This window comes from Caulobacter sp. GW821-FHT10E02 (assembly GCF_059415225.1).
The window spans coordinates 255,753-275,263 of record NZ_JBWKMV010000002.1 but is presented as its reverse complement, the minus strand read 5'-3'; the positions used below and the strand labels follow the sequence as shown (position 1 = coordinate 275,263).

General features: G+C 66.5%; 13 protein-coding genes and 1 tRNA gene. 6 read left to right on the top strand and 8 right to left on the bottom strand.

Translation table 11 applies throughout. From position 1 onward, the window contains the following. Positions 1-94 precede the first annotated feature (94 nt). Both AC07NI_RS11110 and AC07NI_RS11105 read left to right on the top strand, forming a co-directional pair. A complete protein-coding gene (locus AC07NI_RS11110) occupies positions 95-6,466 on the top strand; it encodes an amino acid adenylation domain-containing protein (RefSeq protein ID WP_494618867.1) in 6,372 nt (2,123 codons plus the stop codon). A 102-nt stretch (positions 6,467-6,568) separates the two neighbouring features. Beyond that, positions 6,569-7,303, top strand: coding sequence for a 4'-phosphopantetheinyl transferase family protein (locus AC07NI_RS11105; protein ID WP_494618866.1), 735 nt, complete (start codon positions 6,569-6,571; stop codon positions 7,301-7,303). A gap of 55 nt (positions 7,304-7,358) precedes the next feature. Here the strand turns inward: AC07NI_RS11105 and AC07NI_RS11100 are convergent. From AC07NI_RS11100 to AC07NI_RS11080, 5 genes are all read right to left on the bottom strand, one after another. Continuing rightward, positions 7,359-7,448 (bottom strand) — tRNA-Ser (locus tag AC07NI_RS11100). A 103-nt stretch (positions 7,449-7,551) separates the two neighbouring features. Continuing rightward, positions 7,552-7,971, bottom strand: a complete 420-nt coding sequence (locus tag AC07NI_RS11095; protein ID WP_494618865.1) for a PaaI family thioesterase — start codon at positions 7,969-7,971, stop codon at positions 7,552-7,554. Between the two features lie 81 nt (positions 7,972-8,052). Continuing rightward, complete coding sequence (locus AC07NI_RS11090; RefSeq protein WP_494620505.1) at positions 8,053-8,898, bottom strand: MBL fold metallo-hydrolase; 846 nt, start codon at positions 8,896-8,898, stop codon at positions 8,053-8,055. 102 nt (positions 8,899-9,000) lie between these two features. Further along, a complete protein-coding gene (locus AC07NI_RS11085; protein ID WP_494618864.1) occupies positions 9,001-9,681 on the bottom strand; it encodes a hypothetical protein in 681 nt (226 codons plus the stop codon). Positions 9,682-9,792: 111 nt separating this feature from the next. Continuing rightward, positions 9,793-10,830 carry an RluA family pseudouridine synthase gene (locus AC07NI_RS11080; protein ID WP_494618863.1) on the bottom strand — a complete coding sequence of 346 codons (1,038 nt, stop codon included), beginning with the start codon at positions 10,828-10,830 and terminating at the stop codon, positions 9,793-9,795. Between the two features lie 80 nt (positions 10,831-10,910). On the opposite strand from AC07NI_RS11080, the gene AC07NI_RS11075 reads away from it, so the two are divergent. Then, positions 10,911-13,400 carry a TonB-dependent receptor gene (locus tag AC07NI_RS11075; protein ID WP_494618862.1) on the top strand — a complete coding sequence of 830 codons (2,490 nt, stop codon included), beginning with the start codon at positions 10,911-10,913 and terminating at the stop codon, positions 13,398-13,400. A 92-nt stretch (positions 13,401-13,492) separates the two neighbouring features. Then, positions 13,493-15,193 (top strand): alkaline phosphatase D family protein, encoded by a 1,701-nt coding sequence (locus tag AC07NI_RS11070; RefSeq protein ID WP_494618861.1) that lies wholly within the window; start codon positions 13,493-13,495, stop codon positions 15,191-15,193. Here AC07NI_RS11070 and AC07NI_RS11065 read toward each other — a convergent pair. Then, the gene (locus tag AC07NI_RS11065; RefSeq protein ID WP_494618860.1) at positions 15,190-15,816 is read right to left on the bottom strand and encodes a LysE family translocator; all 627 of its coding nucleotides are present in this window, start codon (positions 15,814-15,816) and stop codon (positions 15,190-15,192) included. The genes AC07NI_RS11070 and AC07NI_RS11065 overlap by 4 nt on opposite strands. After that, on the bottom strand, positions 15,803-16,222 hold the full coding sequence (hisI, locus tag AC07NI_RS11060; protein WP_494618859.1) for a phosphoribosyl-AMP cyclohydrolase: 420 nt from the start codon (positions 16,220-16,222) through the stop codon (positions 15,803-15,805). Before hisI ends, AC07NI_RS11065 begins: the two co-directional genes overlap by 14 nt. A 61-nt stretch (positions 16,223-16,283) precedes the next feature. Here hisI and AC07NI_RS11055 point away from each other — a divergent pair, with 61 nt between their 5' ends. Then, complete coding sequence (locus AC07NI_RS11055; protein WP_494618858.1) at positions 16,284-17,168, top strand: DUF817 domain-containing protein; 885 nt, start codon at positions 16,284-16,286, stop codon at positions 17,166-17,168. Positions 17,169-17,302: 134 nt separating this feature from the next. On the opposite strand, the gene folE is transcribed toward AC07NI_RS11055, so the two are convergent. After that, positions 17,303-17,938, bottom strand: coding sequence for a GTP cyclohydrolase I FolE (folE, locus tag AC07NI_RS11050; protein WP_494618857.1), 636 nt, complete (start codon positions 17,936-17,938; stop codon positions 17,303-17,305). A gap of 179 nt (positions 17,939-18,117) precedes the next feature. Here folE and cysS point away from each other — a divergent pair, with 179 nt between their 5' ends. Then, the gene (gene cysS, locus AC07NI_RS11045; protein ID WP_494618856.1) at positions 18,118-19,509 is read left to right on the top strand and encodes a cysteine--tRNA ligase; all 1,392 of its coding nucleotides are present in this window, start codon (positions 18,118-18,120) and stop codon (positions 19,507-19,509) included. Positions 19,510-19,511: the final 2 nt, after the last annotated feature.

Below are 19,511 nucleotides of genomic sequence, written 5' to 3'. Positions count from 1 at the left end.
GGGTGCAATATTGGCCACCATTTCTCAGGTAACCGCCAATCCGCAAGACTCCGTTTCCCATTCGGCCAGGGATGATGGACGACGTGTCTGTCCCATGTCCTTCGCTCAATCCAGATTGTGGATTCTTGACCGGTTCCAGCCGGGCAATCCCGCGTACAATATTGCGACATCGGTGCCGCTTTACGGTCGCGTTGACGCGCGAGTTCTTGAGCGAACCATCAACGAGATCGTCCGGCGGCACGAAGCCCTCAGGACGACCTTCGAGGTGGTCGACGGGCAACCCGCTCAGGTGATCAAGGCTTCGTTGAAGATCCCGCTCAACATGGTGGACCTGAGATCACGGTCGGGCGTGGCCCGGGCGGAGGATGTCGACAAGTTCATCTATGCGGAAAGCCGGCGGGCGTTCGATCTCAGAACAGGCCCGTTGCTGCATGCTTCCCTGGTGCAGCTCAATGCGAACCAGAGCTTTCTGATGCTGGGGATGCATCATATCGTCTCCGATGGTTGGTCGATGTCGGTGCTCAATCGCGAACTGACCACCATCTACATGGCGTTCCTGAATGGACGCCCCTCTCCGCTGCCGGAACTTACGGTTCAATATCCGGACTTCGCGGTCTGGCAGGCGGACTGGTTCCGTGGGGAGCCGCTGCAAAAGCAGCTCCGCTACTGGCGCAATCAGCTTTCGGGTCTGCGGCCCGTGCTCAATCTTACCACCGATCGTCGCAGGCCGCCGGTGCGGACCAGCAATGGGTCGGTGCGCGGGTTCACGCTGGACGAGAAGCTGTGCGAAGCGCTCAAGGCGCTGGGCAACGAAAACCGCGCCTCGCTGTTCATGACGCTGCTCGCGGCGTTGAAGGTATTGCTCCACAGATTGAGCGGCGAAACCGACATCGCCATCGGATCGCCGATCGCCAACCGGACCCGTTCAGAGCTGGAAGGGTTGATCGGCTTCTTCGTCAACACCTTGGTATTGCGGACGGATCTGTCGGGAGACCCCAGCTTTGTCGAGCTGCTCGTGCGCGAGCGTGACGTCGCGCTGGACGCCTATGGCAATCAGGACATGCCGTTCGAGAAGCTGGTCGACGAACTGCAGCTCGAACGGAACCTGAGCCACAATCCCTTCTTCCAGATTCTGTTCGGCGTCCAGAACATCGGAGCGATCGATCGTAGCGCGGCGCCGATCCAGCCGCTCGGATCCCAGATCCTGGCCGGCTCGGTCGGCAACGGCACCGCCAAGTTTGATTTGACGATGTCCGTGGTCGACACGGGCGCCGGAGCACAGGGATTTCTTGAGTTCAACACCGACCTTTTCGACGACTCGACCATCGACACCATGATCGCGCGCTACATAGCGCTGCTGCACCGGATCGCTGAAAATCCGAACGAGGCGCTTTCCCGCCTCTCCATCTGGATCGCCGACGAGGCGCTGCCCACCGTGTATTCCGCTGACGACGCCGGCGACGCCGAAGTCGTGGCGCCGCCGACGGAGGCCATAGGAGCGCGCGTCGCCGCCCACGCCGCCCGCGCCCCCACGGCCGTCGCCACGATCGGGTCCAATGGCGGCTCCACCTATCTCGAGCTGAATCAACGGGCGAACCGGATCGCGCGCACCTCTTTCCTCGCCCAGCTCAGCGCCGGCAGCACCGTCGCGGTGGCTTGCGGGCCCGGAACAGGGTGGCTCGCGGTCGTCCTGGCGATCCTGAAGGCGGGCCTGGTCTGGGCTCCGATCGATCCCGCCGACATCGTGAAGCCAGGCGGCGGCGCGCTGAACTCCGATCGGACGGAGCGAATGCTGACGGCGCTTCGGCCCGCTTTGGTCGTCGTGGACGACGCTACCGAGCCATGCGTCGGAAAATTCGGAGCAGAGGCCGTTCGGATTGAAGCGCTTTGGAATGAGGCGGAGGGCCAGCCCGACGGCGAACTCGAAGTCGCCGTAGCGCCCGAGGCTCCCGCCGTGGCGCTGGCGCGGATCGACGGCGCCGGCGAAACAGCCGTTACACACGTCAGCCATCGGGTGCTCGGCCGCGCTGGCTACGACCGCTTCCTGCGCCTGACGCCGGAAGATCGCGTCGTGCATCTTTCCAACATCGCTTCCGATTTCGCCCGGTATGAAATCTTCGGCGCGCTCTCCGCCGGGGCGTCGATCGTCTTCGTGCCGCCCGCCTTGCCGGTTCGCTCGCGGCGGTTCGCGGCCCTGCTGCAGGACGCTTCGGCGACCGTCCTGTCTATCGCCATGGCGGATCTGGAGCGGCTGAACCGGGAATTTCCGCGATCCCTGCGGAACGTGCGGCTCGTGCTTTCCGCTGAACGGCAGCTGGATTGGGGCGAGCTTCAGCGAACGCTCCCGCCGGAGATGCTCGAACGGATCCACATGGTTTCCGGGGACCCGAGCGCGGGCGGATTCTATTTGGTGCAGCCTTTGGCGCTCCTCGATCCGGACGCCGCGGTCATTCCGCTCGGAATTCCCGCTTCGGGTGTCCAAATCAAGGTTCTGGGCAGTGACCTGGACACCGTGCCGGAACGGGTTCCCGGCGATCTCTACGTACAGCATCCCGACTTGACCGGTCCCGATCCGGGCTATCGGACGGAAGATTTCGTTCGGCTCGAGGAGGGGCAGCTGGTCCTCCAGGGCGGGATGGACGATGCGCTGCTGACGGGGAATCTGAAGACCTACTTCGCCGAAATCGAGGCCATGCTTTGCGAGCATCCGACGGTGGAGGCGGCGGCCGTCACGGCGAGATCCCGCCAGGGATTGGCTGACCGGGGGTTGGTCGCCTTTCTGAAGCTGTCGCAGAACGTTTCCGTATCCGAGCTGCAGAGCTTCTTCGCGGAGCGGTTGCCGGCAAGGCTGATGCCCGCCCGGTTCGAACTCGGGCGAGAAATTCCCCGTGACAGAAAGGGCGCCATTGACCGGCGTGCGTTGGCGGACGCCGGCGCGCAGCTCGACGCACCGATGGCCGGCACGGAAGAATATCTGGCGCCCCGCGACAATCTGGAAATCCACCTGACGCAGATCTGGATGGACGTCCTTCACACGGACCTGGTCGGAATCCGCGACAATTTCTTCCGGCTTGGCGGGCACTCCCTGATCGCCACGCAAATCGTCGCGCGGATCAACGATACGCTGCAGGTCGAAATACCGCTCCAGCGTCTGTTCGAGGCGCCGACGATCGAGCAGTTGGCCGCGCTGGTCCGGCCCATGGCCCGGTCGGATCCCCAACCCCAGGCCACCACCATCGCTCGCGTTGACCGGGACCGGCCGATCCCGCTCTCCTTCGCGCAACAGCGCCTATGGTTCCTGGATCAGTTCGATCCGAACAGCGCCGTCTACAACATCGCGCTCCCGGTGCACTTCGCTGGGCCGGTCGACGCGGCGATGCTCGAAGGCGCTCTCAACGACCTCATTGCACGCCACGAGACGCTGCGTACGACGTTCAGCACGGTCGAGGGCAACCCGGTCCAGGTCATTGCCCCGTCGCTGAAGATCAAGATTCCGGTCCATGACCTTCGCAAGATAGCGGCAAAAAACAGGAAGGCTGAGCTACAGCGCCTGATCACACAACAAGCGCAGATGCCGTTCGATCTGAAGAACGGACCAGTATTGCGTGGCGAGCTCATATGCTTGTCCAACAACGAAAACCTGCTCCTCATGACCATCCATCACATCGCGGCCGATGGCTGGTCGATGGAGATCATTTCCAGGGAGCTTCTCGAACTGTACGACGCCCGGCGTAACCGCAGACCTTCGGCGTTGCCCGATCTGCCGATCCAGTATGCGGACTTCGCCTGTTGGCAGCGTCGGTACTTGTCCGGCCCCTTGCTGCAGCGCGACACGAACTACTGGAAAGAGAAACTCCAGGGCATGCCGCCGCTGCTCGATCTGCCGGCGGACCGACCGCGACCGGCGATGCAGTCCTTCACTGGCGGCATGCATATGTTCGCCTTGTCCCCGTCGCTCCTGAAGGGCGTCAAAAGCTTCTCCGAGCGGGAGCAGGTGACCCTTTTCACGACGTTGCTGTCGGCGTTCTACATTCTTCTCTATCGATATACCGGCCGGGAAGACCTGGTGGTGGGCTCCCCGATCGCCAATCGAGTGCGCCCGGAGCTCGAAGGGTTGATCGGCTTCATTACGAACACCCTCGTGCTTCGCACCCAGTTCACGGCGGATTCCTCATTCCGCGCCCTGGTTTCGGAGGTGCGCGAGGTGACGATGGAAGCCTTCACGCACCAGGGCATTCCGTTCGAGAGGCTGGTCGAGGAGATCCAGCCGGAGCGGAACCTCTCGTACAATCCACTCTTCCAGGTGATGTTCGCCCTCCAGAACATCGGCCGCCCCGTGGAAGTCGGCGGCGCGCCCAACGAGGAAACGCCCACGCTGAGCGCGGGGGTCTCCAAATTCGACCTGACGATGTTCCTGTCGGAAACCGCGAAGGACTTCAGCGCCGGAATTGAATACAATTCCGACCTGTTCGACCTGGCGACGGTCGAACGTTTCGCGGGACACTTCAGCGCCTTGCTCACCGCGGCGCTGGACGAGCCGGACCGTCCGATATGGTCGCTGCCGATGCTTCTGCCGGCCGAGACGACCGCGCTCACGGACTGGAACGACACTGAAGATCCGATCCATTCGGAAATCTGTCATGTGCTGTTCGAGAAGCAGGCGGAGGCGCATCCCGACGACGTCGCGCTCGTTGTCGGAGGGGAAAAGACGACCTACGGGGCGCTCAATTCCCGCGCCAACGCCCTGGCGCACCACCTGATTGAGCTTGGGGTGAAGCCGGGTTCCCGCGTCGCGATCTGCATCGAGCGTGGGGTGGATCTGATCGTCGCCCTGATCGCGACGCTGAAGGCGGGGGCGGCATATGTCCCGATCGACCCTGCCTACCCGAAAGAGCGCATCGCCTTCATGGCGGCGGACGCGCAGGTCACGCTCGTGCTGACCCAGAGCGCGCTGAGCGGCGAATTGGCGAGCGCGTCTGGCACGCTCGTCGCCGTCGACGCGTTCGAGCCCTCGGCGGTCGCCCACGACAATCCGAACGTACCCGTTGCCGCCGACAGCCTCGCCTATGTCATCTACACCTCCGGATCGACGGGCAAGCCGAAGGGGGTCGTGATGCCCCATGGCCCGCTCGCGTCGCTGATCCGCTGGCAAATCGCTCGATCCGCGCTGCCGAGGGGCGCGGCCACCTTGCAGTTCGCGTCGTTGAGCTTCGACGTCTCGTTCCAGGAAATCTTTTCGACCTTGGGCGCGGGTGGAACGCTTGTACTCGTCAACGAGGATCAGCGCCGGGATCCGCCCGCCCTATGGGACTTGCTGCAGAAGGAAGACGTGCGACGGCTCTTCATGCCGTATGTCGCGCTCCAGCAGCTGGCCGAGCATGCTCGGCACGCTCCCGCCCTTCCCCAATCTTTGACGGAGCTGATCACAGCCGGCGAACAGCTCCAGGTCACGCCGCAGATCGCCGAAATGATCGGCCGGCTCGGCGCCAATCTGTACAATCAATACGGGCCCACCGAGTCCCATGTCGTCACCGAGCTCGAGCTCACCGGCGCGCCCGGCGACTGGCCGGCGCGCCCGTCGATCGGCCGAATGATCCCCAATGCGAAGGTTCAAATCCTCGACCCGCATGGGCAGCCATGCCCGATCGGGGTTCCCGGCGAGCTTTGCATCGGCGGCGCCGCGCTTGCGTACGGCTATCTGGAACAGCGCGCCCTGACGGCCGAGCGCTTCATCCCCGACGCCCAGAACACGAACGGAGGACGGCTGTATTGTACAGGCGACCGCGCGCGCTTCTTGGCGAACGGAGAGCTCGAGTTCCTCGGACGGTCGGACCAGCAGGTCAAGATCCGCGGCTACCGCGTCGAACTCGGCGAGGTCGAGGTCGCGCTGCGGACGCATCCGTCGGTCCAGGAGGCGGTCGTGGTCGCGCGCGAAAGCCGCGGCGAGCTTCGTCTGGTTGGGTACATTCAGGCCGATGCGGAAGCGTCGGTGTCCACCGAGGACCTCCGGGCTCACCTTCGAGCCATCTTGCCCGAACACATGATCCCGACGTCGCATGTCGTCATGGAATCATTGCCGCTGACGCCGAGCGGCAAGCTCAGCCGTAGCAATCTGCCCGATCCGCACGAGGCGGCGTCCCGTCCCGCCATCGGGGCGGTCCCGAGCACCCCCGTGGAAATCGCCTTGGCGCGCCTGTGGAGCGAGATCCTTCAGGTGGAGAATGTCGGCGTCAAAGACAATTTCTTCGAACTGGGGGGACACTCGCTGTTGGCCACGCGCGTCATTTCGCGGATCAGGGACGAGTTCGGGGCCGACCTGCCGGTCCGCCTCATGTTCGACAACCCGACCGTCGAAGCGCTGGCGCTTGCGACGGTCGAAGCGATGCTCGAGACACGGGGAGACGATCAGATCGCCCGCCTGCTCGCGGACCTCGAGCAAATGCCAGAGGGGGCAGTCACAGCCTGACTTGATGGTCGCCCTCCGGCGGGCCGGGCTCGCCGCTTCCAATCCTCCCGCTGAACGTAGAGCCTGGCGAAGAGGCCGGAAAACCGGAGAGGCGACTTCGATATGCTGACGGCTTGCCCCAAAACCGCACTCGGGTCAGGCGAGATCCTGCTCTATCGCGCTGAGGCGCCGCCGCTCTCTCGCGCGATGATCGCTCGTCTGAACGCGAAGCTGGACCGCCACGAGCAGGACCGCGCCGAACGTTTTGTCTTCGACGCGGATCGAGCCGTATTCGTCGCCGCGCACGCGCTACTTCGGCATGCGCTAGGGATGATATTCGAGGAAGGCGCGCTTCATTTCCGCACCGACGCCCACGGAAAGCCGGAACTCGACCTTGGTTTCGAGCATGACGTCCACTTCAACCTTTCGCATACCCGCGGGATGGTCGTCTGCGCCATTTGCCGTGGTCATCCCATCGGGGTGGATGTCGAGGCGATGGATCGAAGCGTCGATGTCGAGATGCTGGCCCAGCAATACTTCGCCGCCTGGGAACACGAGCTGATCGTCGAAGCCCCGCCACAACAGCGTGCGGAAATATTCTTCCGTCTCTGGACCCTGAAGGAAGCCATGTTGAAGGCCGTCGGCATCGGACTTGCCGCGCCGCTGCGAGAGTTCGCGTTTACCCTGGAGCCCGCGACTTCGAAGATGCGGCTCACGCGAGCGGAGGCGGCCTCGGAGTGGCAGGTTCGCGAATATGCGCCGACCGCCGTCCATCGCCTGGCGCTCGCCGTGCGTCGGTCGTCCGCGCAACCCGTCAAGGTCATCAGCCAGCTAGTTCCACTGGAGGACCTGGCCTGAACGGCGCTGCCCGTTTTCCGGAAGCGCTCTAAAGCGGGATTTTACAAAGGATGGCTGGCGGAGAGGGTGGGATTCGAACCCACGGTGCCCTTCCAGGCACGCCGCATTTCGAGTGCGGTACATTCGACCACTCTGCCACCTCTCCAGGCCGCCGTTCCGAGCGGTTTTGAAACCGCCCGAGGTCGAGGGCGCGATACCTAGCGGCGTCGCCGTCGGGAAGCAAGCCCTTCTTCCCAGCTTTTTTCCGATCAGCCTTTTGGTCGCAGAATCATCTGGGTGCAGCGGAAAAGGGCGATGGTTTTCCCGCTGGCTTCGGCGGTCACCACGGCGTCCCAGACCTGGGTGGTCTTGCCGCCGTGGACCAGCTTGGCCTCGACCGCCACGCCGCCTTCGCGGGCGGTGCCCAGGAAGTTCGACTTCAGCTCGATCGTGGTGAAGCTGGTCGCGCCCTCGGGCAGGGAGATCATGCAGCCATAGCCGCAGGCCGAGTCGGCCAGGGCGATGACGCTGGCGGCGTGCAGGAAGCCGTTGGGGGCCATGTGGCGCTTCTCGACGTCGAAGCGGCCCTTCACGTGGCCGGAGACGGCGACCTGCCATTGCAGGCCCAGGAGGTCGGGCAGGGTCCCGGCCTGGCCGGCGGTCAGGGCGGCGCTGAAATCCTCGGCCATGACGGCATGCTCCATATGCTTCGCGTGCGAACCATATGGGTGGCGCTGACTGGCGGCGCAACTCCCTTCCGAAAGGAAGTACTAGAGCGTGGTGATGTCGACCGGCGGGAAGCGGGGGCCGCTTTCGGGCTCCGACGGCAGCTTGCCCGAGCGGATGGCGACCCGCAGGGCGGCGCTGGCCAGTTCGGGATCGGGCAGGATGGCGTCGGCGGCGGTGCGCAGGGCGATGAAGTCCAGCCGGTCGATCTTGTCGTTCAGCTGGATGTTGCCGGCCTTCTCCTCGGCCACGGTCGACTCGCGGGCCTCGCCGGCGCAAACGCCGGGCAGGATGCGGGTCTGCGGCGGCAGCTTGAGGAACTTGCGGGCGTCGTCCCAGGCCTTGCCGGGGTCGGCGCCGGGGACGTCGCAGCGGCCGGCGCCCTCGGCGGGGGCCAGCATCAGGTCGCCGGTGAACAGGATGTCGCCCAGCTTGTAGGCCACGGCGCCAGGCAGGCGGCCGGTCAGGGCGATGGTGGTGATCTGCAGCCCGCCCATCGGCAGGGGCTCACCGTCCTTGGCCAGCTTGTCGAAGTCCCAGCCGTCCAGGTCGACCATGGTCTCGCCGAACTTGGGGGCCAGGCGCTTGAGGCTCTCGACGACCTTGGCGCCGATGCAGACCGAGGCGCCGGTCTCGTACTTCAGGTGGCCGGCGGCCGACAGGTGGCCGGTGTGCAGGCCGGTCTCCAGGATCCAGGTCGGACCCAGATCCTTGGCGCGGATGTCGGCGATGATCTTGTCGACGAAGCTCGTATCCACGGCTTCGCTGGCCGGATCGAAATCCAGCACGGGGTCGACGATGGCGCAGAGGAAGGTGGCCGGATCGACGATAAGATAAGTCACCGTCCCGGTGGCGGGATGGCGGTATGCGGTGATTTCCGGCTGCATCAACAAGCCCTAGACGCCCGAGGCCGGCAACATGGGGGCCAAGCCGTTAAACATCCGCGAACAGCGCTGCAGCTTTCGACAGTTTCAGCGCCAGTTTAGCCCAAATCAGCGGGAAGGGCCGGCGGCCGAGCAGGGATGGGCCCCGTCGCGCATGCCCTCGACCCACAGCGGTTCGACATAGCGGCCGCCGTCGCGGAAGCCCGGGGCGCAGCCGTCCGGCGTGTCGTCGCCGCCGCGCCGGTTGCCGCTCATCACCGACAGGGCGACCGACTGGCTCTCGCCGCCGCGCCCGCGGTAGTAGCCGGGGCCGTACCCATATCCGGGACCGCCGCCGTAATAGGGGTCGTACCAGCCGCCGCCGTTCTTGCCGTAGTTGGTCTTGGAGACGGCGACGCCGACCGTGGTGTTCTCGCCGACCGGGAACAGGCCGCTGGCGTAGACGCTGCGATAGCCGCCGGTGCCGACCGACACGCCCATCTCGCCATGGACCTTGCGCTTGCCGTTCGCGTCCCGGTCTTCCGAGAGATCGGCGGGCAGCACGCCGCGCGGGCCGTCGTCATAGGCGGGACCGGGATTGGCGGCGATGAAGGCGGCGATCTGTTCCTGTGTGGTCAGCTGCTTGACCGGCGCTGTGGGCGTCGGAGCGACAGGCGCGGTGGCGGTCAGGGCTTGAGCCGTGGGCTTGGCCTGGGCGGTGGCGATGACCTCGTCGTCATCGCTCGCGAAGGCTGGGCCCGCGAGCACAGCGGCGGCGCTCAGGGCGATAAGCGCGAGATGATGCCGCATGGGACGCTCCAACATGACCAGGCTGACAAACTGGACCGCCAAGCCAGCGCAATTAGGGCGCTTTTGTTGCCGGTGCGCAAGTTTAACCCGCTCTTCCAATATGGGCCGGGTTCAGAGCGTTTCCAGTCCCGCCTCCAGCGCCGCCATGTCCGGCGGCAGGGGGGTCTCGAAGCGCAGCGTCTGGCCGGTCACCGGATGGACGAAACCCAGCACCGCCGCGTGCAGGGCCTGACGCTTCAGGCCCGCCGCCGCGATCTGTTCCCGCACCGGTCCCGCCGCCTGGCTGGCGCCGTAGACGGGGTCGCCGAGGCAGGGCGAGCCCTTGCTGGCCATATGGACGCGGATCTGGTGGGTGCGGCCGGTTTCCAGGCGGCACTCCACGCGCGCGGCCAGTGGCTTGGCTGGAGGGCCGAACGCTGCTTCGACCTTGTAGTGGGTGATCGCCTGGCGGCCGCCGGACTTCAGCACGGCCATCTTCTTGCGATCGCTGAGCGAGCGGCCCAGTTGGGTGTCGATCGTGCCCGACGAGGGCGACGGCGCGCCGCGCGTCAGGGCGACGTAGAGTCGGTCGATGTCGTGGGTGGCGAACAGCTTCGACAGGCCCTGGTGCGCCACGTCGCTCTTGGCCGCGACCATGACGCCGGAGGTGTCCTTGTCCAGGCGGTGGACGATGCCCGGCCGGGCCACGCCGCCGATGCCCGACAGGCTGTCGCCGCAGTGGTGCAGCAGGGCGTTGACCAGGGTGCCGTCCGGTGTGCCAGGGGCCGGGTGCACGGCCATGCCGGCGGCCTTGTCGACCACGATCAGGTGCTCGTCCTCGTAGAGGATGGAGAGCGGCAGGTCCTGGGGCTCAGGCTCGGCGGCGGCCGGCGGCGGGACGGATAGCGCGTAGGTCCCGGCCTTGGCCTTGCGCGAGGCGTCGGTGATCGGCTGGCCGTCCAGGCTCAGGCGGCCTTCGCCGATCAGAGCCTGGAGACGGGCGCGGGAGATGTCGGGGAACAGCGGGGCCAGCACCTTGTCCAGCCGCTGGCCGGCCAGGTTGTCGGGCAGGTCGGCGGTCAGCGGCTCGCCGGCGCCGGTTTCGGGCGCATCGACGTCCAGAGCGTCATCATCCAACTGATCTTCCGCTCTTTCCACCGGGGGTTTCATAGCTCCGTCACGCTCTCGTCGCGTCGCCGACACGGCCTATCCCTACGGCCGAGGTCAGTATTGCACCGAGGGGATAATCGATGCGCGCTTTCCGCACCACCACGCTGTTGACCGCCAGCCTTCTGGCGCTGGCTGTCGCCGCTCCGGCCTTTGCCGCCGACGAGACGCCGCCGGCCGCCACTCCGGAACAGGCCAGCCACGTCGACGAGCTGGTCATCACCGCCCAGAAGCGCGCCCAGGACCCGGTCGAGGTGCCGATCGCCATCACCGCCTATTCGGGCAAGTTCCTGGAAGCCATCGGCGTCAAGTCGTTCGAGGAGCTGTCGGCCTTCACGCCCGGCTTCCTGGTCCAGAACCAGTCGAACAACAATTCCGGCTTCGTGATGCGCGGCATCACCTCGGACAGCGGCTCGGCCGCCGACGAGGCCCGCGTCTCGATCTATCAGGACGGCGTGTCGATCTCGCGCTCGCGCGGCTCGTATGTCGAGCTGTTCGATATGGAGCGCGTCGAAGTCGCCAAGGGTCCGCAATCGACCCTGTTTGGCCGCGGCGCCCTGATCGGCGCGGTGAACCTGGTGCAGAACAAGGCCAACCCGGCCAAGACCGACTGGGCGCTGAAGGCCGAAGGCGGCACCGGCGGCTATTTCAACGGCGACGCCATGGTCAACTTCGCGTTCGGTAACGGCAGCGCCCTGCGCATCGCCGCCCGCTCGCGCCAGATCGACGGCTATGTCGACGACGAGGCCGGCGGTGACGACTACAACTCGACCGACACCCAGGCCGTGCGCGTCGCCTATCACCTGGAGCCGGGCAACCTGAAGTTGGATCTGATCGGCAACTACCAGGTCGACGACACCAGCGGCACCTCGTTCAAGAGCCACACCTTCAACCCGACCAACCCCGTCACGGGCGCGGTGCTGGGCGACACCGGCGTGTCCTCGGGCGCGACCCTGTCGCCGGGCGCGGGCTTCGAAGGCGGCAAGCCGCTGGGTCTGGACCGCAAGGTCTACGGCCTGACCGCCCTGGCCGAGTACAAGCTCACTGATAGCCTGAGCCTGTCGTCGATCACCGCCACGCGCGCCTTCCACTCCAACGAAGTGTTCGATCCGGATGGCACGAGCCTGCCGATCCTGACCTTCGCCGAGGACGCCAAGGGTCGTCAGCAGAGCCAGGAACTGCGCCTGCGCTATGACAACGGCGGCCGCTTCACCGGCTTCGTCGGCGCCAACTACTTCCACGAGACCGGCTCGTGGCGCATCCCGGGCCAGTTCGACGAGCGCCTGGTTCTGGCGCTGCTGGCCGGCAACACGCCGCTGGGCATCAGCCGTCCGAACCCGCAGCCGCTGGCCGTGCTGACCAACCCGGCCTATCTGGCCCAGGTGCTGCAGCTGGGCTTTGGCATCCCGTCGTCCATCGCGCCCGGCATCGTCTCGAACCTGAAGCCGATCCACCGCGAGACCTTCGCCAACTACAGCGAGAACACCGCCTACGACGTCTATGCCGACGGCACGTTCAAGCTGACCGACAAGTTCGAGATCACGGCCGGCATCCGCTACACCAGCGAAGACCGCGAGGCCGCCTACGCCTCGAGCGTCGACAACGGCGGCTCGATCCTGGGCATCCTGCTGGCCGCCCCGACCCCGACCAACCTGTTCCTGGCCGCCCAGCCGAACGCGCTGAACAACCCGGCCCTGCCGAAGGTGGGCCTGATCGCCCAGCCGACCACCAACAACGGCGACCGCTTCAGCAAGAAGATCGACGACAGCGGCCTGACCTGGCGCCTGGTCGGTCGTTACGCCGCATCGGACAATCTGAGCTTCTACGCCTCGGCCGCCCGCGGCCGTCGCCCGGACGTGATCTCGACCAGCGCCCCGGCCGCGTCGATGGGTCCGGCGCGCTTCAACGTCGTCGCCTCGGAAACGGTCGACAGCTACGAGGCCGGCGCCAAGGGCAAGCTGGCCGATGGCCGCGTGTTCCTGTCGGGCTCGGTGTTCCGCTATGGCTACGACAACTTCGCCACCAGCTTCCGCCAGGGCGCGCAGGTCGTGACCCTGAACGCCGGCAAGGCCGAGTCCTACGGCTTCGAAGGTGAAGTCCGGGCCCAGGTCGACGACTACTGGACCCTGTTTGGCACCTACGGCTTTAACCACGCCCGCCTGAAGACCGGCCTGCGCGAGGGCAACCACTTCCGCCTGTCGCCGGACAGCAGCTTCTCGGTCGGCGCGGCCTTCGCCCACGAAGCCCTGGGCGGCAAGCTGACCTTCACCCCGACCTACACCTGGCGCTCGAAGATGTTCTTCGACGACGACAACGATCGCTCGGACCTGCAGTCGGCGGGCCTGTTCCCCGACACCCAGGTCGACGAGTTCCAGAAGGCCTATGGCCTGCTGAACGTCCGCGTCGGCTTCGGCGCCGTGGACGACCGCTGGAAGATCGAGGCCTTCGTCGAGAACCTCACCGACCAGTCGTACCTGAAGGACGCCGGCAACACCGGCGACAGCTTCGGCATCCCGACCTTCATCGCCGGCAAGCCGCGCTTCATGGGCATCGGGATCAGCTTCCGACACTAGCCCCTTCGAACCGTCATCCCGCGCTCCAGCGGGGTGACGGTTCCTTCGTCCTATTGTTCTGTACGCGTAACCGCAGCCGGGAGGGCCGCCCCGTGAAGATCGATCGCCGTAAGGTTCTGGGCCTGTTGGGCCTGTCGGGCGCCGCCGCCGGTGAGGCCGTCGCCCAGCCGATCACCTGGTACAAAGGCGCCGTGGCCTTCGCCCACGGCGTGGCCAGCGGCGATCCCTCGCCCACGGCGGTGGTGTTCTGGACCCGCGTCACGCCCAAGGACGCTCCGGCCGGCGACATCGCCGTCGAGCTGGAGGTCGCGGCCGATCCCGACTTCAAGACCCTGGTCGCCAGCAGCAAGACCTTGCGTGCCAAGGCCAGCGCCGACTGGACCGTCAAGCACGACCTGGACGGCGCGGGCCTGAAGCCCGGGACCGAGTACTGGTATCGCTTCAAGGCCAATGGCGTCACGTCGCCGAGCGGCCGCACCAAGACCCTGCCCAAGGGCGCGACCAAGGACGTCGTCCTGGCGGTGGTGTCGTGCAGCCTCTATCCGAACGGCTACTTCAACGCCTACGACGCCATCGCCAAGCTGGCCCGCGTCGACGCGGTCGTGCACCTGGGCGACTACATCTACGAATATGGCGGTGGTCCCAAGGACTACGGCATGAACTCAGCCGTCGCCGCCCAGCGCACCCATGATCCGATCCACGAGATCGTGACGCTGGACGACTATCGCCGCCGCCACGCCCAGTACAAGACCGACCCCGGCGCCCAGGCCGCCCACGCCCGTGCGCCGTGGATCGTCGTCTGGGACGACCACGAGACCGCCAACGACAGCTGGATCGGCGGGGCTGAGAACCACGATCCCAAGACCGAAGGCGACTGGGCGACGCGCAAGGCCGCGGCCCTGAAGGCCTATTACGAGTGGATGCCGATCCGCGATCCGGGCGCCAAGACCCTGCCCGAGGCCGCCTGGCGCGGCTTCCAGTTCGGCGACGTCGCCAGCCTCTTGATGGTCGAGACGCGCCTGACGGCCCGCACGCACCAGATGGACTATGACACCGACATGCCGATGGTCGACGGCAAGCCGGACGTCGCCGCCTTCGTCAAGGCGTGGAAGGACCCCGCTCACCGCATGATGGGCGAGGGCCAGGAGCAATGGCTGGCCGGCGAGGTCGGCGCCTCGGTGAAGACCAACACCGCCTGGCAGGTGCTGGGCAACCAGGTGGTCATGGCCCGCGTCTCGCCGCCGAACCTGAAGGCGACCATGGGCGAGGAGAAGTTCAACGCCCTGCTGGCCAAGCTGCCGGACTATGCGTCCAAGCGCATCGCCCAGACGGTGGCGATGTCGGCCTTTGACATCCCCTCGAACCTCGACGCCTGGGACGGCTATCCGGCCGACCGCCAGCGGGTCTACGACATCTTCACCGCCGCCAAGGCCCGGCCGATCGTGCTGGCCGGCGACAGCCACATGTTCTGGGTCAACGAGCTGTGGGACGACGCCGGCAAGAGCCGGGTGGCGGCCGAGTTCGGCGCGACCTCGGTGACCTCGCCCGGCTATGGCGACATCCTGCCCGGCGTGCCGCTGGGCGAGGCCTTCGCTCAGCGCAACAAGGAAGTGAAGTACGCCCACCCCAGCGCCAAGGGCTTCCTGCTGCTGACGCTCGAGCACGGCAAGGCGACCGGCGAACTGATGCAGGTCTCGACGATCGTGGAGACCAAGTACGAGACCAGCGTGCTGAAGCGGTACGTGGTGACGCCGGCGAGCGGCGGTGGTGTCGAGGCGCTGAAGGAAGGCTAGCGCCGCTCCAGCGCCAGCCGCAGGCCGAACGCCACGAACACGCAGCCGGTCACCCGGTCCAGCCACTGGACCACGACCGGCACGCGCAGCAGGCCGGCGATCGGCACGGTCGCGGCGATCAAGGCGGCGAACCACAGCAGGCCCAGCACCACGTGGATGCCGGCCAGCAGCAGCCCGAACCGCGCCGGCGCGACCCCGGCCGGGATGAACTGCGGCAGGAACGACACATAGAAGATCCCGACCTTGGGATTGAGCAGGTTGGTCAGCAGGCCCCGCCGCAGGGCCGCGATCGGGCCGGCGTCGATGGCCTTCATCTCGCCGGGCTCGAACTGGTCGCGGGGTTTCAGGATCATGCGGATGCCGGTCCAGGCCAGGAACAGCGCGCCGGTCCACTTCAGCACCGCATAGGCCATCTCCGAGGCGGTCAGCAGCGCCCCGACCCCGAAGGCCGCCGCCGCGCCCCAGATGAAGCAGCCCAGGCCGATGCCGATCGCCGCGCCTGTGGCCCGGCGCGGACCCTCGGCGGCGGCGGTGCGGATCACCAGCGCGGTGTCCAGGCCCGGGGTCAGGGTCAGCAGGCCCGCGGCCACGGTGAAGGCGATCAGGGCCTCAGGGATGGTCATGGATCGGCGCTTCCCGCTCGACGAGCTGTCCGTCTTCAAGAACGCGATAGAAGCACGAACGGAAGCCGACGTGGCAGGCGCCGCCGTCGCCGCGCGGGCGCACCTTCAGCAGCACCGCGTCCTGGTCGCAGTCGACCCGCAGCTCGGCGACGTCCTGCAGCTGGCCGCTGGTCTCGCCCTTCTTCCAGAGCTCACCCCGCGAGCGGCTGAAGTAGTGGGCGATGCTGGTTTCCACTGTCAGCTTCAGCGCCTCGGCGTTCATCCAGGCCAGCATCAGGATCTCGCCGGTGTCGGCGTGCTGGGCCACCGCGACCACGAGGCCATCTGCGTTGAAGCGTGGAGCGAGGGACGAGCCGCGCTCCAGATCGTGCTTGGTGTGGGCGTGAAGGAACAGGTCGGTGCTCATGGCGCCACATATGGCGCAGGCCTGAGCCCCGCGCTAGTTTCCCCGACTTCTAGGGGACGAGATGAACCTGAAAGACCGCATCAAGGCCGGCGTGGCGGCGCTGGACGTGAAGGCGAGACCGTGGGCGCGCCAGTCGCGCTGGCATGGCTATGCCTACGAGTTCCTGCTGTTCGGGCTGAAGCAGGCCTGGGCCTGCCTGTTCGGCGGCCTGATGCTGGCCCTGCTGGTCGGCACGCACCTGTTCTGGCCAGCTGGCGCGCCGCTGGCGCGCTACGACTTCCTCGTCATCGCCGCCGTCGCCATCCAGGCCATGCTGCTGGCCCTGAAGCTGGAGCGCTGGGAAGAGGCGCTGGTCATCTTCATCTTCCACCTGGTCGGCACGGTCATGGAGCTGTTCAAGACCGCCCACGGCTCGTGGATCTATCCCGAGCCCAGCCTCTTGCGGATCGGCGGCGTGCCGCTGTTCACCGGCTTCATGTACGCCTGCGTCGGCAGCTACATCGCGCGGATCTGGCGGCTCTTCGACATCACCTTCATCCGCTATCCGCCGTTCTGGAGCACCCACATCCTGGCGGTGCTGATCTACGTCAACTTTTTCAGCCACCACTACATCATCGACTTCCGGATGGGGCTATTCGCCCTGTCGGCGATCCTGTTCGGCCGGACCTGGTTCGTGTTCACGCCCGACCAGGTCGCCCGCCGCATGCCGATGCTGATGGGCTTGGTGCTGGTGTCGCTGTTCATCTGGTTCGCAGAGAACCTGGGCACCTTCGCCGGGGCCTGGATCTATCCCAGCCAGGCCAAGGGCTGGCATCTGGTGCCGATCGAGAAGATGGGCGCCTGGTATCTCTTGATGCTGATCAGCTTCGTGCTGGTGACGCTGGTCCACCGCCCCGTGGATGCGTGCGTGGCGCGGCTGCGCGAAGGCATCTGGCGGGCGGCTTAGGGTCAAGATCCTCCCCCGCGATGCGGGGGAGGTGGCCCGGAGGGCCGGAGGGGGCGAGCTGGACGCAGGCCGCGTTGGCCCCCTCAGTCACTCCGTGACAGCTCCCCCGCATCGCGGGGGAGCATCTATCCAGACTACTTCCGCACCAGGTCCATGAACCGCTGCTGCAGGACCTTGTCGGTCTTGAAGACGCCGCGGAACTGGGTGGTGATGGTCGAGACGTCGTGGTGGTGGACGCCGCGGGTGCTCATGCACTGGTGCTCGGCGTCGATCAGCACGGCCACGCCAGCGGCCGAGAGGTGGTCCTCGATGGCGTCGGCGATCTGCATGGTCATGGTCTCCTGGGTCTGGAGACGCTTGGCGAAGATCTCGGTCAGGCGGGCCAGCTTGGACAGGCCCACGACCTTGCCGGTCGGCATGTACGCGATCCAGGCCTTGCCCAGGAACGGCGCCATGTGGTGCTCGCAGTGGCTCTGCACGTCGATGCCGCGCAGCATGACCATGTCGTCATAGCCCTGCACGTCCTCGAAGGTGCGCGAAAGCTCCTTGGCCGGATCGCCCTGATAGCCGGCGAACCACTCGCCATAGGCGTCGACCACGCGCTGGGGCGTGTCGAGCAGGCCTTCGCGGTCGGGGTTGTCGCCGGCCCAGGCCAGCAGGGTCCGGACGGCGGCCATGGCCTCGTCTCGGGTGGGGCGCTGGGCGGGTTCAAGATCAAGACCGGCGTCATCCGTGCCGATCAGGGTTCGCTCGCGAGACAGTGCGTCCATGTTGTGAAGGGGGTTCTTCCCGGGCTGAGTTGCGCCGAAGCGCCTGTCGCTCCGGAATTACGCGTGCCACCCGTCGCGCGCTCAGGACCAAACAAGTGGTGGAGAGCGTGCGTCCTAGCTATATGGGGCCGGCTCCCTCGGGGAGCAACACCTCCGTTACGTTAGGTTGCCGCGACCCAATGACCCTGAAGATCCACGACACCCTGACGCGCGAGAAGCGCGACTTCGTCCCCGCCGACCGGAACCGGGTGACGATGTATGTCTGCGGTCCGACGGTCTGGAACCATGCCCACATCGGCAATTTCCGCCCCGTGGTGGTGTTCGACGTGCTGTTCCGCATGCTGCGCCACCTCTATGGCGAGGACGCGGTGGTCTATGCGCGCAACGTCACGGACGTGGACGACAAGATCAACAAGAAGGCCGCCGAGGAAGGCGTCGATATCTCGGTGATCACCGAGCGCTACCTGGCCGCCTATCACCAGGACGCCGACGCCCTGGGCGCGCTGCGTCCGACCCTGGAGCCGCGCGCCACCGACCACATCGGCGCGATCGTCGAGATGATCGGCAAGCTGGTCGAGAACGGCAGCGCCTACGCCGCCGAAGGCCACGTGCTGTTCGACACCCAGAGCTTCGCCGACTACGGCCAACTGTCGGGCCGTGCGCTGGACGAGATGATCGCCGGCGCCCGCGTCGAGGTCGCGCCCTACAAGCGCCACCCGGCCGACTTCGTGCTGTGGAAGCCGTCCAAGGAAAACGAGCCCGAGTGGGAAAGCCCCTGGGGCGCGGGCCGTCCGGGCTGGCACATCGAGTGCTCGGCGATGATCGAGAAGGCCCTGGGCCAGACGATCGACATCCACGCCGGCGGCATCGACCTGACCTTCCCGCACCACGAGAACGAGGTCGCCCAGAGCCGTTGCGCCCACAAGACCGAGGTGCTGGCCAACTACTGGATGCACAACGGCTTCCTCGACATGGCCGGCGAGAAGATGTCCAAGAGCCTGGGCAATGTCGTCATCCCGCACGAGCTGTTGCAGAACGTGCCGGGCGAGGTGATCCGCTGGGCGCTGCTGTCGGCCCACTACCGCCAGCCGCTGGACTGGACGCCCGAGCTGATCGAGCAGTCGCGCAAGTCGCTGGACCGCCTGTACGGCGCCCTGCGTCGCGCCAAGGACGTGCCGATGGACCAGGCCATGGAAGCGCCGGAAGAGACCCTGGCCGCCCTGCTGGACGACCTGAACACGCCGCTGGCGGTGTCGAGCTTCTTCGAGGTGTCGAGCCTGATCGAGAAGGCCGTGACGGCCGGCGACACGGTCGCCATCGCCGCCAACAAGGCTCGCCTGATCGAGGCCGGCGCCTTGCTGGGCTTCCTGCAGGCCGATCCGGACAGCTGGTTCGAAGGCGACGCCTCCGACGAGCTGAAGGCCCAGGTCGAGGACCTGCTGGCCAAGCGCCTGGCCGCTCGCGCCGCCAAGGACTGGGCCGCCGCCGACGCCATCCGCGCCGAGATCGACGCCCTGGGCGTGGTGGTCATGGACGGCCCGTCGGGCGCTACCTGGCGCATGAAGGACTGAAC

Coding starts and splice junctions, on each gene's coding strand:
- AC07NI_RS11110 (WP_494618867.1), top strand. CDS start 95: ATGTCCTTCGCTCAATCCAGATTGTGGATTCTTGACCGGTTCCAGCCG.
- AC07NI_RS11105 (WP_494618866.1), top strand. CDS start 6,569: ATGCTGACGGCTTGCCCCAAAACCGCACTCGGGTCAGGCGAGATCCTG.
- AC07NI_RS11095 (WP_494618865.1), bottom strand. CDS start 7,971: ATGGCCGAGGATTTCAGCGCCGCCCTGACCGCCGGCCAGGCCGGGACC.
- AC07NI_RS11085 (WP_494618864.1), bottom strand. CDS start 9,681: ATGCGGCATCATCTCGCGCTTATCGCCCTGAGCGCCGCCGCTGTGCTC.
- AC07NI_RS11080 (WP_494618863.1), bottom strand. CDS start 10,830: ATGAAACCCCCGGTGGAAAGAGCGGAAGATCAGTTGGATGATGACGCT.
- AC07NI_RS11075 (WP_494618862.1), top strand. CDS start 10,911: ATGCGCGCTTTCCGCACCACCACGCTGTTGACCGCCAGCCTTCTGGCG.
- AC07NI_RS11065 (WP_494618860.1), bottom strand. CDS start 15,816: ATGACCATCCCTGAGGCCCTGATCGCCTTCACCGTGGCCGCGGGCCTG.
- hisI (WP_494618859.1), bottom strand. CDS start 16,222: ATGAGCACCGACCTGTTCCTTCACGCCCACACCAAGCACGATCTGGAG.
- AC07NI_RS11055 (WP_494618858.1), top strand. CDS start 16,284: ATGAACCTGAAAGACCGCATCAAGGCCGGCGTGGCGGCGCTGGACGTG.
- folE (WP_494618857.1), bottom strand. CDS start 17,938: ATGGACGCACTGTCTCGCGAGCGAACCCTGATCGGCACGGATGACGCC.
- cysS (WP_494618856.1), top strand. CDS start 18,118: ATGACCCTGAAGATCCACGACACCCTGACGCGCGAGAAGCGCGACTTC.